This is a genomic window from Streptomyces sp. NPDC015346, assembly GCF_043078785.1.
Taxonomy (GTDB): Bacteria; Actinomycetota; Actinomycetes; order Streptomycetales; family Streptomycetaceae; genus Streptomyces.
In genome coordinates, this window is record NZ_JBIBTW010000005.1 from 581621 (window position 1) to 594014 (window position 12394).

10 protein-coding genes and 1 riboswitch are annotated in these 12394 nt (G+C 71.9%); of the genes, 6 read left to right on the forward strand and 4 right to left on the reverse strand.

Translation table 11 applies throughout. The features are described 5' to 3' along the window. Nucleotides 1-29 precede the first annotated feature (29 nt). The 6 genes from ACF06X_RS21635 (at nucleotide 30) to ACF06X_RS21660 (ending at nucleotide 7818) form a co-directional block, all read left to right on the forward strand. On the forward strand, nucleotides 30-794 hold the full coding sequence (locus ACF06X_RS21635) for a GntR family transcriptional regulator (RefSeq protein ID WP_158994681.1): 765 nt from the start codon (nucleotides 30-32) through the stop codon (nucleotides 792-794). Nucleotides 795-1019: 225 nt separating this feature from the next. Further along, nucleotides 1020-3257 (forward strand): carbon starvation CstA family protein, encoded by a 2238-nt coding sequence (locus ACF06X_RS21640; RefSeq protein WP_392288876.1) that lies wholly within the window; start codon nucleotides 1020-1022, stop codon nucleotides 3255-3257. Beyond that, a complete protein-coding gene (locus ACF06X_RS21645; protein ID WP_392288877.1) occupies nucleotides 3254-3469 on the forward strand; it encodes a YbdD/YjiX family protein in 216 nt (71 codons plus the stop codon). Before ACF06X_RS21640 ends, ACF06X_RS21645 begins: the two co-directional genes overlap by 4 nt. 132 nt (nucleotides 3470-3601) lie before the next feature. After that, nucleotides 3602-4105: a GNAT family N-acetyltransferase gene (locus tag ACF06X_RS21650; RefSeq protein ID WP_392288878.1), complete on the forward strand. Its 504-nt coding sequence runs from the start codon at nucleotides 3602-3604 to the stop codon at nucleotides 4103-4105. Between the two features lie 77 nt (nucleotides 4106-4182). Further along, nucleotides 4183-4261, forward strand: a riboswitch (cobalamin riboswitch). Nucleotides 4262-4411: 150 nt separating this feature from the next. Next, nucleotides 4412-6799, forward strand: a complete 2388-nt coding sequence (locus ACF06X_RS21655; protein ID WP_392288879.1) for a ribonucleoside-diphosphate reductase subunit alpha — start codon at nucleotides 4412-4414, stop codon at nucleotides 6797-6799. Next, entirely contained in the window at nucleotides 6799-7818 is a 1020-nt protein-coding gene (locus tag ACF06X_RS21660) for a ribonucleotide-diphosphate reductase subunit beta (protein ID WP_392288880.1), read from the forward strand. Before ACF06X_RS21655 ends, ACF06X_RS21660 begins: the two co-directional genes overlap by 1 nt. Before the next feature lie 70 nt (nucleotides 7819-7888). Here ACF06X_RS21660 and def read toward each other — a convergent pair whose 3' ends face one another. The 4 genes from def to ACF06X_RS21680 form a co-directional block, all read right to left on the reverse strand. Beyond that, nucleotides 7889-8518, reverse strand: a complete 630-nt coding sequence (gene def, locus ACF06X_RS21665; protein WP_392288881.1) for a peptide deformylase — start codon at nucleotides 8516-8518, stop codon at nucleotides 7889-7891. A gap of 60 nt (nucleotides 8519-8578) precedes the next feature. Continuing rightward, nucleotides 8579-9559, reverse strand: a complete 981-nt coding sequence (locus tag ACF06X_RS21670; RefSeq protein WP_158990267.1) for a hypothetical protein — start codon at nucleotides 9557-9559, stop codon at nucleotides 8579-8581. A gap of 79 nt (nucleotides 9560-9638) precedes the next feature. Next, a complete protein-coding gene (locus tag ACF06X_RS21675; RefSeq protein ID WP_392288882.1) occupies nucleotides 9639-10898 on the reverse strand; it encodes an HD-GYP domain-containing protein in 1260 nt (419 codons plus the stop codon). Further along, nucleotides 10895-12283, reverse strand: coding sequence for an HD-GYP domain-containing protein (locus ACF06X_RS21680; RefSeq protein WP_392289043.1), 1389 nt, complete (start codon nucleotides 12281-12283; stop codon nucleotides 10895-10897). Before ACF06X_RS21680 ends, ACF06X_RS21675 begins: the two co-directional genes overlap by 4 nt. Nucleotides 12284-12394 lie beyond the last annotated feature (111 nt).

A 12394-nucleotide genomic window follows, 5' to 3' on the forward strand; every position in this document is an offset into this window, starting at 1 on the left:
CAGCAGCACAGGAGTCGGGAAGGCAGGCCATGGCCACGGACGCGGGCAGTACGGAGAAGGAGGGTGGCGTCGCCACCCGCACCGCTCGCGTGCCCAAGTACTACCGACTGAAGCGACACCTGCTCGACATGACGGAGACGCTGCCGCCCGGCACGCCCGTCCCGCCGGAGCGCACGCTCGCCGCCGAGTTCGACACCTCGCGCACCACCGTGCGCCAGGCCCTGCAGGAGCTCGTCGTCGAGGGCCGGCTCGAACGGATCCAGGGCAAGGGCACGTTCGTGGCCAAGCCCAAGGTCTCGCAGGCCCTGCAGCTCACCTCGTACACCGAGGACATGCGGGCGCAGGGCCTCGAGCCCACCTCGCAGCTGCTCGACATCGGTTACGTCACCGCCGACGACACCCTCGCCGGACTCCTGGACATCGCGGCCGGCGGGCGGGTGCTGCGGATCGAGCGGCTGCGTCTGGCGAGCGGCGAGCCGATGGCGATCGAGACCACGCACCTCTCGGCCAAGCGCTTCCCGGCGCTCCGGCGTTCGCTGGTGAAGTACACCTCGCTCTACACCGCGCTCGCCGAGGTCTACGACGTGCACCTGGCCGAGGCCGAGGAGACCATCGAGACCTCGCTCGCCACCCCGCGCGAGGCCGGCCTGCTCGGTACGGACGTGGGGCTGCCGATGCTGATGCTCTCCCGCCACTCGCTGGACGCCCAGGGGGAGCCCGTGGAGTGGGTGCGTTCGGTCTACCGCGGCGACCGGTACAAGTTCGTGGCGAGGCTCAAGCGTCCCAACGGCTGAGACCCACCGGCCGAGACCCATCGGCCGCGTCCCACAGAACCATCGGCCGAACGGCCCGAAGAGGCCCCGCGGACACCCTCCGCGGGGCCTTTCCCGTCGCCCGCCGGGCAGTTGCGCGGAAAAGCGTTGCCGTACCGATATGCGGACGGGGGGTGACGCTGCGCGAAGCCAGCGCCTAGATTTCCTGCGCATTACACGGTGATCAGCGAGGGGACGGTTGCAGCAATGCCAGTGCCGGAAGCAACACCCGATACCGGGCGAAAAGGCCTCACGCCCAAGTCCATCGCCATCTGGTCGCTCGTCGCCCTGGTGGGCGCGGCGGGCTGGGGCGTGCTCGCGCTCTCCCGCGGCGAGGACATCTCCGCCGCCTGGATGCTCGCGGCCGCACTCGGCTCGTACGCGATCGCCTACCGCTTCTACGCCCGCTTCATCGCCCGGCGCGTCCTGAAGGTCGACAAGACGCGGGCCACTCCCGCCGAACGCCTCGACAACGGTGTCGACTTCCACCCGACCGACCGCAGGGTGCTCTTCGGACACCACTTCGCGGCGGTCGCCGGCGCGGGTCCGCTGGTCGGCCCGGTGCTCGCCGCGCAGATGGGCTATCTGCCGGGCACCATCTGGATCATCGTCGGTGTCATCTTCGCCGGCGCCGTCCAGGACATGGTGACGCTGTTCTTCTCCACCCGGCGCAACGGCCGGTCGCTGGGCCAGATGGCCCGGGACGAGATCGGCCCGTTCGGTGGCGCGGCCGCGCTGATCGCCGTCTTCGCGATCATGATCATCCTGCTCGCGGTGCTGGCCCTGGTCATCGTCAACGCCCTCGCCCACTCCCCGTGGGGCGTCTTCTCCATCGGCATGACGATCCCGATCGCCCTGCTGATGGGCGTCTATCTGCGCGTCCTGCGCCCGGGCCGGGTCACCGAGGTCTCGGTCATCGGCGTCGCGCTGCTGCTGCTCGCCATCGTCGCGGGCGGCTGGGTCGCCGAGTCGTCCTGGGCGGACACCTTCACGCTCGAACCGGGCACCCTGGTCATCTGGATGATCGTGTACGGGTTCCTGGCCTCCGTGCTCCCGGTCTGGATGCTGCTCGCCCCGCGCGACTACCTGTCGACCTTCATGAAGGTCGGCACCATCGTGTTCCTGGCGCTCGGCGTGGTCATCGCCCTGCCGACCATGAAGATGGACGCCGTCACGGACTTCGCGACGCGCGGCGACGGTCCGGTCTTCGCCGGCTCGATGTTCCCGTTCGTCTTCATCACCATCGCCTGCGGCGCGCTCTCCGGCTTCCACTCCCTGGTCTCCTCGGGCACCACCCCGAAGATGATCCAGAAGGAGACCCAGGTCCGGATGATCGGCTACGGGGCCATGCTCACCGAGTCGTTCGTCGCCATCATGGCGATGATCACCGCGTGCATCATCGACCCGGGTCTGTACTTCGCCATCAACTCCCCCGCGGGAGTCGTCGGCACCACGGTCCAGTCCGCCTCCGAGGCCGTCGCCAACCTGGGCTTCACGATCACCCCCGAGGCGCTGGCCCAGGCGGCCAAGGACGTCGAGGAGGCGAGCCTGCTCTCCCGGACGGGTGGTGCGCCGACCTTCGCGCTGGGCATGTCGGAGATCTTCTCCGCCGTCATCGGCGGTACCGCGATGAAGGCCTTCTGGTACCACTTCGCGATCATGTTCGAGGCGCTGTTCATCCTCACGACCGTGGACGCGGGAACCCGCGTCGGCCGGTTCATGCTCCAGGACATGCTGGGCAACGTGTACAAGCCGTTCCGCCAGGTCAGCTGGAAGCCGGGCGTCTGGTTCGCCAGCGCGGTCGTCGTCGGCGGCTGGGGCTACTTCCTCTGGGTCGGCGTGCACGACCCGCTGGGCGGCATCAACCAGCTGTTCCCGCTGTTCGGCATCGCCAACCAGCTGCTCGCCGCCGTGGCGCTGGCCGTCTGCACCACGCTGCTCATCAAGTCCGGCCGACTGAAGTGGGCCTGGGTCACCGGCGTCCCGCTCGCCTGGGACGTCGCCGTCACCCTCACCGCGAGCTGGCAGAAGATCTTCTCCGAGGACCCGCGGGTCGGCTTCTTCGCCCAGCGGGACAAGTACCAGGCGGGCATCGACGCCGACAAGGTGCTCCCGCCCGCCAAGTCGCTCGACGACATGCACACCGTCGTCACCAACTCCACGGTGGACGGCGTGCTGTCCGCCCTGTTCGCGATCCTCATCATCGTGGTCATCGCCGACGCGGGCCGGGTCTGCCTCAAGGCGATCAGGAACCCGGAGGGCGTCCGGCTCTCCGAGGCTCCGCACACCGAGTCGAAGCTGGTCGCACCCGCCGGCATGTTCCCCACCCGGGAGGAGAAGGCGGAGCTGGTGGCCGCCGGACTCGGCACCGGCGGCGGCTTCCGCAAGGAGGGCGCACCGGACGAGCCGCGGGGTGACGTGCCGGCCGGGACCGGCTCGGCATGAGCACGGCGAACACGCTCCGCCATCTGCGGCGCGCGGTGCGCGGAATCCGCTGGTACGTGCGGGAGCTGTCCGGCGAGGCCGTGTACGACCGGTACGTCGCCCACGCCAGGAGCTGCGACCCGGGCGCCGAGGTGATGACCCGGCGGGAGTTCGAGCGCAGCCGCACCGACGCGCGGGAGGCCGATCCGCGCGAGGGGTTCCGCTGCTGCTGAGCCCTCACCGGCCGTCCGGCGGGCCGCCGCCTTCCCCCTCGCGGGGAGGGCGGCGGCCCGCCGCGTTCGCCCCCCGCCGTACCCGGCGGGAAATCGTTGGGCGGGGCCGGTGACCGGCGGCACACTGCCGACATGGACTTCACCATCAGAGCGATACGGCCCGAGGAGTACGAGGCCCTCGGCGAACTCACCGCGCGGGCCTATCTCGACGACGGGCACCTCGACTTCGGCGAGGAGGACGGCTACCTCCACGTCCTGCGGGACGTCGCCCGGCGGGACGCCGAGGCCGAGGTGCTCGTGGCGGTGGACGCCTCCGGCACGGTGCTCGGCGGGGTGACCTTCGCCGTCGGCGGGAGCCCGTGGGCCGACATCGCCGGCGACGGCGAGGCCGAGTTCCGGATGCTCGCCGTGGCGAAGGGCGCCCGCGGCCGGGGCGTCGGTGAGGCGCTCGTGCGGGCCTGTGTCGCGCGGGCGCGCCAGGCCGAGGGTTGCCGGCGTCTGGTGCTCTCCACCCAGCCCGGCATGGCGTCCGCGCACCGGATCTACGAGCGGATGGGCTTCGTCCGTACCCCTGACCGGGACTGGAGGCCGATCTCCGAGATGGATCCCCTGCTCACGTACGGCATGGAGCTCTGACGCCCAACGACACTACATGTGGGGGGTGCTTCGAGGAGCGCCCCCCACATGTATGCTCAAGCTCGCTGTCGTCGCAGGGGAATCCGGTGGAAATCCGGAACTGTCCCGCAACGGTGTACCGGATCCGCGGATGCGCGTCCGGTGAGTCCGAGCACCTGTCGACAGTGCGCCCGGTCCGTCCGTTCCGGGTGCCACAGACGTCCGGGCCTCGCGGAGTGGGCCGTGGCGCGGCGCTGCCCTGCGTACGGGCGCGCGGCTGCCCGCCTCCCCCCGACGGCCCCGAGCCGAGCGAGGGAGAGCCCCCACGTGACCATCGCGCCCGCCGATCCGGCAACAGCCGAGGCCACCGCGATCGAGAGCGACGGAGTCCGGAGCGCAGCCGAGGGCGACGGCCCCGGGACGTTGCTGCTGCGGACCCTGACCGACCTCACCGCCGATCTCCCCGACACCGACCCCGGCAAGGTCGCCGCCGCCGCGCTGCGCGGCCGCAACGCCGGCTCGGACGAGGCGGAGCTGCGCGAGCTGGCCACCGAGGCGGCCGCCGGTCTGATCGCCGAGGACCCCGCGTACTCCCGGCTCGCCGCCCGGCTCCTGACCGTCACCATCGCCGAAGAGGCGGCCGGCCAGGGCGCGGTCTCCTTCTCCGCCTCGGTCGCCGTCGGCCACCGCGAGGGCCTGATCGCCGACCGCACGGCCGCGTTCGTCGCCCTGCACGCCGAGCGGCTCGACGCCCTCCTCGACCCGGCGGGCGACGACCGCTTCGGCTACTTCGGTCTGCGCACCCTCTACTCGCGCTATCTGCTGCGCCACCCGATCACCCGCCAGGTGATCGAGACCCCCCAGCACTTCATGCTGCGCGTGGCCTGCGGGCTCGCCGAGGACGAGAGCGTCCGCGCGCTGGACGAGGTCGCCGCGCTGTACGGCCTGATGAGCCGGCTCGACTACCTCCCCTCCTCCCCCACGCTCTTCAACTCCGGCACCCGCCACCCGCAGATGTCGTCCTGCTACCTGCTCGACTCCCCGCTGGACGAGCTGGACTCGATCTACGACCGCTACCACCAGGTCGCGCGGCTCTCCAAGCACGCGGGCGGCATCGGGCTGTCGTACTCCCGCGTCCGCTCCCGGGGTTCGCTGATCCGCGGCACCAACGGCCACTCCAACGGCATCGTCCCCTTCCTGAAGACGCTGGACGCCTCCGTCGCGGCCGTCAACCAGGGCGGGCGGCGCAAGGGCGCGGCCGCGGTCTACCTGGAGACCTGGCACGCGGACATCGAGGAGTTCCTGGAGCTGCGCGACAACACCGGTGAGGACCAGCGGCGTACGCACAACCTCAACCTGGCGCACTGGATCCCGGACGAGTTCATGCGCCGGGTGAACGCCGACGCCGAGTGGTCGCTGTTCTCCCCGGCGGACGTGCCCGAGCTCGTCGACCTGTGGGGCGACGAGTTCGACGCGGTCTACCGCGCCGCCGAGGCGGCCGGCCTGGCGCGCAAGACGATGCCGGCCCGCGACCTGTACGGCCGGATGATGCGGACCCTGGCCCAGACTGGCAACGGCTGGATGACCTTCAAGGACGCCTCCAACCGCACGGCCAACCAGACGGCGGAGCCCGGGCACACGGTCCACTCCTCCAACCTCTGCACGGAGATCCTGGAGGTCACGGACGACGGCGAGACGGCCGTCTGCAACCTGGGCTCCGTCAACCTCGGCGCCTTCGTGGTCGGTTCCGGCATCGACTGGGAGCGGCTCGACGCGACCGTCCGTACGGCCGTCACCTTCCTCGACCGGGTCGTGGACATCAACTTCTACCCGACCGAGCAGGCCGGGCGCTCCAACTCCCGCTGGCGGCCGGTGGGCCTGGGCGCGATGGGTCTCCAGGACGTCTTCTTCCAGCTGCGGCTGCCCTTCGACTCCGCCGAGGCGCGCGCGCTTTCGACCCGGATCGCCGAGCGGATCATGCTCGCCGCCTACGAGGCGTCGGCCGACCTCGCCGAGCGCAACGGTCCGCTGCCGGCCTGGGAGAAGACCCGCGCGGCCCGCGGTGTGCTGCACCCCGATCACTACGACGTCGAGCTGAACTGGCCGGAGCGCTGGGCGGCGCTGCGCGAGCGGATCGCGGCCGTCGGCATGCGCAACAGCCTCCTTCTCGCCATCGCGCCGACCGCGACCATCGCCTCGATCGCGGGCGTGTACGAGTGCATCGAGCCGCAGGTCTCCAACCTCTTCAAGCGCGAGACGCTCAGCGGTGAGTTCCTCCAGGTCAACGCGTACCTCGTGGACGAGCTGAAGAAGCTCGGCGTGTGGGACGCGCAGACCCGTGAGGCGCTGCGCGAGGCGAGCGGCTCGGTGCAGGGGTTCAGCTGGATCCCGGCCGAGGTCCGCGAGCTGTACCGCACGGCGTGGGAGATCCCGCAGCGCGGCCTGATCGACATGGCGGCGGCCAGGACCCCGTTCCTGGACCAGTCGCAGTCCCTGAACCTGTTCCTGGAGACGCCGACGATCGGCAAGCTGTCGTCGATGTACGCGTACGCCTGGAAGCAGGGCCTGAAGACGACGTACTACCTGCGCTCCCGCCCGGCGACCCGGATCGCCCGCGCGGCGCAGGCCGCGGCCCCGATTCCCGTACAGGCGACCCCCGAAGACGCGGTCGCCTGCTCCCTCGAAAACCCCGAGTCCTGCGAGGCCTGCCAGTAATGCCTACTCCGAACGCCGAAAAGAACCTTCTCGACCCGGGCTTCGAGCTGACGCTGCGCCCCATGCGCTACCCCGACTTCTACGAGCGCTACCGGGACGCGATCAAGAACACCTGGACGGTGGAGGAGGTCGACCTCCACTCCGACGTCGCCGACCTCGCCAAGCTCACCCCCGGTGAGCAGCACATGATCGGCCGGCTGGTCGCGTTCTTCGCGACGGGCGACTCGATCGTGGCGAACAACCTGGTGCTGACGCTCTACAAGCACATCAACTCCCCCGAGGCGCGGCTGTATCTGTCGCGTCAGCTGTTCGAGGAGGCCGTGCACGTCCAGTTCTATCTGACGCTGCTCGACACCTACCTTCCCGACCCGGACGACCGCGCCGCCGCGTTCGACGCCGTCGAGAACATCCCCTCGATCCGCGAGAAGGCGCAGTTCTGCTTCCGCTGGATGGACTCGGTCGAGAAGATCGACCGCCTGGAGACGCAGGCCGAGCGGCGCCGCTTCCTGCTCAACCTGATCTGCTTCGCCGCGTGCATCGAGGGCCTGTTCTTCTACGGCGCCTTCGCGTACGTCTACTGGTTCCGGTCCCGCGGCCTGCTGCACGGCCTGGCCACCGGCACCAACTGGGTCTTCCGTGACGAGACGATGCACATGAACTTCGCCTTCGAGGTCGTGGACACCGTCCGCAAGGAGGAGCCGGAGCTCTTCGACGACGCGCTTCAGCAGCAGGTCACCGACATGCTGAAGGAGGCCGTGGAGGCGGAGCTGCAGTTCGGCCGCGACCTGTGCGGCGACGGGCTGCCGGGCATGAACACCGAGTCGATGCGCGAGTACCTGCAGTGCGTCGCCGACCAGCGGCTGCAGCGGCTGGGCTTCGCCCCGGTGTACGGCTCCGAGAACCCGTTCGCGTTCATGGAGCTCCAGGGCGTCCAGGAGCTGACGAACTTCTTCGAGCGCCGCCCGTCCGCCTACCAGGTGGCGGTCGAGGGCTCGGTGGACCTCGACGAGGACTTCTGACCGGTACGAGGAAGGGCCCCGCGTTCCGAGGAACGCGGGGCCCTTCGCCGTACGCGGATCAGTACGCGGATCAGTCGTTCGGCACGGTCTCGTAGCGAGGCGTGCCCTCGGCCATCTGCCGGAGCGCGTCCTTGCGGTCCCGCTTGGAGAGCCGGTCGATGTAGAGGTAGCCGTACAGGTGGTCCGTCTCGTGCTGGAGGCAGCGGGCGAAGTAGCCGGTGCCGCGGACCTTGATCGGGTTGCCCTGCGCGTCCTGGCCGCGGACCACGGCGTAGTCCGGGCGGGCCAGCTCGGCGTAGGCGGTCGGCACGGACAGGCAGCCCTCGTTGGACTCGTCCAGGACCCGCAGCTCGGCCGGCAGCTCCTCCAGGACCGGGTTGACCACGACACCGGTGTGCCGCACGCCCTCGTCGTCCGGGCAGTCGTAGACGAAGACCTTGAGGTCCACACCGATCTGGTTGGCGGCCAGGCCCACGCCCTCGGCCGCCTTCTGGCTGGCGAACATGTCGTCGATCAGCGCCGCGAGCTTGTCGTCGAACTCGGTGACGTCCTTGCACTCCCGGTGGAGCACCGGGTTGCCCACGACCGTGATCGGGCGGGCCGTGCCACGCTCGCGGTACGCGAGCTCCCGTGCCTCGCAGTCCTCCGTGTCGACGACGAAGCCGTCATTGATCTGCTCGTCCGTCTCCTGCTGCGCCATGTCCGCCGCACGCCTTCCTAGAACCCCGGTAATCGATCCCGTACAGCCTACGGCCAGCCGTCAGCAGACTTCTTCGAGATCCCGCCACTCACGGCTGTCCGGGCTGTCGGCGACCCACCCGTCCAGGAGCCCGCGGACCAGGCCGACGGGCGCGGCGATGCCGCACTCGCGTTCGGGCACCCACAGCTCGCCCGGCGAGCGGTGGCCCAGCGGTCCGGGATGGCCCGGTTCGCTGTGGTCGTGCGGGTCCAGGTGCTCGCCCTCGCCCTCGGCGCTGGGCATCGTCGACTCCGAGCAGGCGCGGCAGAGCAGCCGGACGGAGGAGGACCAGTCCTCGGCGGCGAAGCCCGCGTCGGCGGCGAGCTGCTCCAACGCGTCCCGGTCGGCCTCGGTGGCGGCCTCCAGGAGGACCACCCAGGTCGGGACGGGTGAGGGAGCCCACAGCTCGATCTCGTCGAAGACCGGATAGGAAGGACCGGCGGTGGTGGTCCGCTCGCCGTTGGGCACCCCGTCGTGCAGGACGACCTCGCCCCAGCGGCGGCCGGAGGACGGCAGCGGGATGGAGAGCACCTCGATACGGGCCGGGTCGAGCCTGCGGCCCCACACGACCTCGGCCTCACCCTCGGGCGAGAGCCGGACGGCCGCGCTGCCCAGGTCCATCCCGGCCGGCTCGCCCGTGCCCGCGGAGGCCCCGGGCACCTTCAGGCCGTACGCCTGCCAGGCGCGGCGGGCCAGCGGCCAGTCCTGGAGCGCGGTGGCGGCGATGCCGACGTTCCACCAGTCCGGGGCGCCGGTCTCCTTGTCGAGGAGCGCGACGGCGCGCAGCCCGGCGGCCCGCGCCTGCTCCCAGTCGTGCCGGAACTTGTGCAGCAGCGCCAGGTTGAACCAGGACTCCGAGAGCCAGGGCTCCAGGTCCGCCGCGCGCGTCAGCAGCGCGCCCGCGTCCTCGTACCGGCCGTCACCGATCAGCGTGAACGCGCGGTCGGTGGCCTGCCGCCACGAGGCGGAGGGCCGATGCCGTACCTTCCCGAAGATCCTCACGTTTCCCGCCTGCCGGTCGCTTCACCCTCTTGTTCGCATCCAACCATGCCCGGTTGGACGCGCGCTCATTACCCATGGGTTACCCAGGAGGCACGGGGCCGATGCTCGCCACTCCCCCGCCGCGTGCGAGGACACGGGCGAGGGATTCGACGACCTCGGGGTGGTGGTCGCGGGCGGTGGCGAGGCGGAGCCGTTCCAGGGCGGTGAGCGCCCCGCCGGCGCTGCCCGCGGCGAGGTCGTCGTAGGCGTTGACGGTACGGACGATCCGGGCCGGCAGGGGCTGCTCCCGGTACGGGTCGGCCTGGCGCTCCACGATGACGGCCACGGCCGCGGGGACGCCGGTCTGGCGGACGACGGCGCCGCCGAGGAGCGCGATCCGGCGCTGCTCCTCGGCCGGGAGGAGGGCGGTGGCCCCCTCGGGCACGGGGTCGACGAGGGAGAGCTGCCCGATGTCGTGCATGAGCGCCGCGTACTCCAGGACGGTCAGGTCGGTTCCGGAGAGGCCGAGCTCGCGCCCGACCGCGCCGCTGAGCGCCGCGACGCGGCGGGCGTGCCCGGGCGGGGTGTAGCCGGCGATCTCGGTGGCGCGGGCGAGGGAGGCGATGGTCTGCCGGTTGGTGGTGCGCACGGCGGTGTACCGGCGGAAGGACACCTGGGTGAGGAGGAGCGGGACGCAGAAGACGGGCAGCGCCCACAGCCCGGCGACGGCCACGCCGAGGGCCATCACGGCGCCGGTGGCGCAGACGGCGGAGCCGATGCCGAGCAGGGCCCGCAGCTCGTCGCGGAGCAGGGGGCCGTACGGGTAGCCCTTGCGGGCCCGCAGCATGAGGGCGGCGAGGACGGCGTCGCACAGGGCGGTGAGCAGGAGCAGGAGGAGCAGAAAGAGGGCGTAGGAGGGGCCGTGACCGAGGACCGTGGTGACCGCGCCGGCGTTGTAGAGCGGCTGGAAGCAGAGGGCGGCGAAGCCGACGGTGAGGATCCGCCGGGCCAGGTGGTCGAGGTCGGGGCCGGTGCCGCGGGCGATGTGCGGGACGAGTCCGACGAGCCCGCCGGCGACGACGACGGCGACGATCTGGAGGACGCCGTGGCTCGTGGTGCCGCCCGCGCTCTGGCCGAGCAGGGCGTACGCGAGGGCTCCGGCGGAGGCGAGCGGCGCGGGCTCCCGCTCGCCGGGCAGGGCGCCCCAGCGGGCGAGCTCGCCGAGCGCGATGAGGACGCCGAAGGCGAGGGCGTTGCCGGGCTCGTCGACGCCGTTCCAGAGGGTGCCGGCGAACCCGGCGACGGTGAGGGCGAGCGCGGCCCCGTGCACCGCGCCGAGAACCGTCGCCCCGGCCCTCACGCCCGGCCCCGCCGCGGCGCGACGACACCGTCCGCCCGACCGCCGGGGGCCCGGGTCGGTGGGACGCCGGGGGGCGGCGGGCCGGGCTCGTCGGAGGTGACCGCCGTCGACCAGCCGTGCCGGCCGAGCGCCCGCACCAGGGCCCGTACCATCCGCGGGTCGAAGTGCGTGCCCGCGCACCGCTCCAGCTCGGCCACCGCCTTCTCCACCGGCCGGGCCCGGCTGTAGCAGCGGGTCGAGGTCATCGCGTCGAAGGCGTCCGCGACCGCCACCACCCGGGCGAACTCGGGGATCTGGGACCCGCTGAGCCCGTACGGGTAGCCGCTGCCGTCCATCCGTTCGTGGTGGTGGAGGATCGCCGACCGCGCCTCTCCGAGGAAGCCGATGCCCCGGACCATCTCGTGTCCGTACTCGGGATGCAGTTCGATGATCCGGCGCTCCTCCGGGGTCAGCGGCCCGTCCTTCCGCAGCACCCGGGTCGGCACGCCGAGCTTCCCCACGTCGTGCAGGATCCCGGCGAACCGCACGACCTCCAGGCGGTCCTCCTCCATCCCGAGCTCACGGGCGATCAGCATGGAGGCGCGGCCGACCCGTTCGCTGTGTCCGCGGGTGTACCGGTCCTTGATGTCGACGGCCTGGACGAGCGCCCGGATCGTCGCCTGGTGCGCGGCGCGCTCGCGGTGGTACTGGGCGAAGACCCAGCAGGAGATGTACATCGGCAGCAGGACGAAGAGCGCGGCGACCGGGCCGTACGTGCTGCGCCAGAGCACCGCCATCATCAGCCCGGCGAGGCCGTGCACCGCGTGCGGGGCGAGCGCCCGCCCGAGCCCGTGCCAGGCGGTGCGCGGCGGGACCCTCTCGGCCAGGGTCCGGACGCCGCCGTCGAGCGCGGTCAGGACCAGGCAGAAGGTGAGGGCGCAGGCCGCGGCGGGCAGCAGGACGTACGGGAAGTCGGGCGGCCGCGGTCCCCGGCCGAGGGCGAGGTCGCCGTGCAGGGCGCCCGCGACCAGCGCGGCGGACCAGACGGCGATCACGAGCTGGGCCGTCCGCCACGCCCGGCGGACTCCGGCCGGTCGTCGCTCGACGCGGGCCAGGAGCGCGCCCGGCAGCGCGGTGAGCGCGGCGGCGGCGGGCGGCAGCAGCAGGGCGGAGGCGAGCAGGACGGGGAAGAAGGAGCCGGCTCCCATGGGCGCCGAGCCGCCGAGCGCCCTGCCGAGCAGCCGGCAGTGGGTGGGCAGCTCGCAGACGGCGTAGAGGGCGGCGAGCAGTGCGACGGCGGTCCAGGGGGTCTGCGCGCCGGGGCGCAGCGCCGGCAGGACGCATCCGGCGGCGCCGAGGAGGGCGCAGCCGATGTACGCACGTGCCGCAGGTGGAATCGCCTTCACGCCCATCACCCGGATCACGCTAGCGAGTTGGGCGGGGCGGGCGGGCCGTCGGCGGCCGATTCGCACCTTCGGGTGATACAAACTGATCTATGCGTGAGGGCCGCCGCGATC

Excerpts from the sequence above, each read along its gene's own strand:
- ACF06X_RS21635 (WP_158994681.1), top strand. The coding sequence starts at position 30 with ATGGCCACGGACGCGGGCAGTACGGAGAAGGAGGGTGGCGTCGCCACC.
- ACF06X_RS21640 (WP_392288876.1), top strand. The coding sequence starts at position 1,020 with ATGCCAGTGCCGGAAGCAACACCCGATACCGGGCGAAAAGGCCTCACG.
- ACF06X_RS21645 (WP_392288877.1), top strand. The coding sequence starts at position 3,254 with ATGAGCACGGCGAACACGCTCCGCCATCTGCGGCGCGCGGTGCGCGGA.
- ACF06X_RS21650 (WP_392288878.1), top strand. The coding sequence starts at position 3,602 with ATGGACTTCACCATCAGAGCGATACGGCCCGAGGAGTACGAGGCCCTC.
- ACF06X_RS21660 (WP_392288880.1), top strand. The coding sequence starts at position 6,799 with ATGCCTACTCCGAACGCCGAAAAGAACCTTCTCGACCCGGGCTTCGAG.
- def (WP_392288881.1), bottom strand. The coding sequence starts at position 8,518 with ATGGCGCAGCAGGAGACGGACGAGCAGATCAATGACGGCTTCGTCGTC.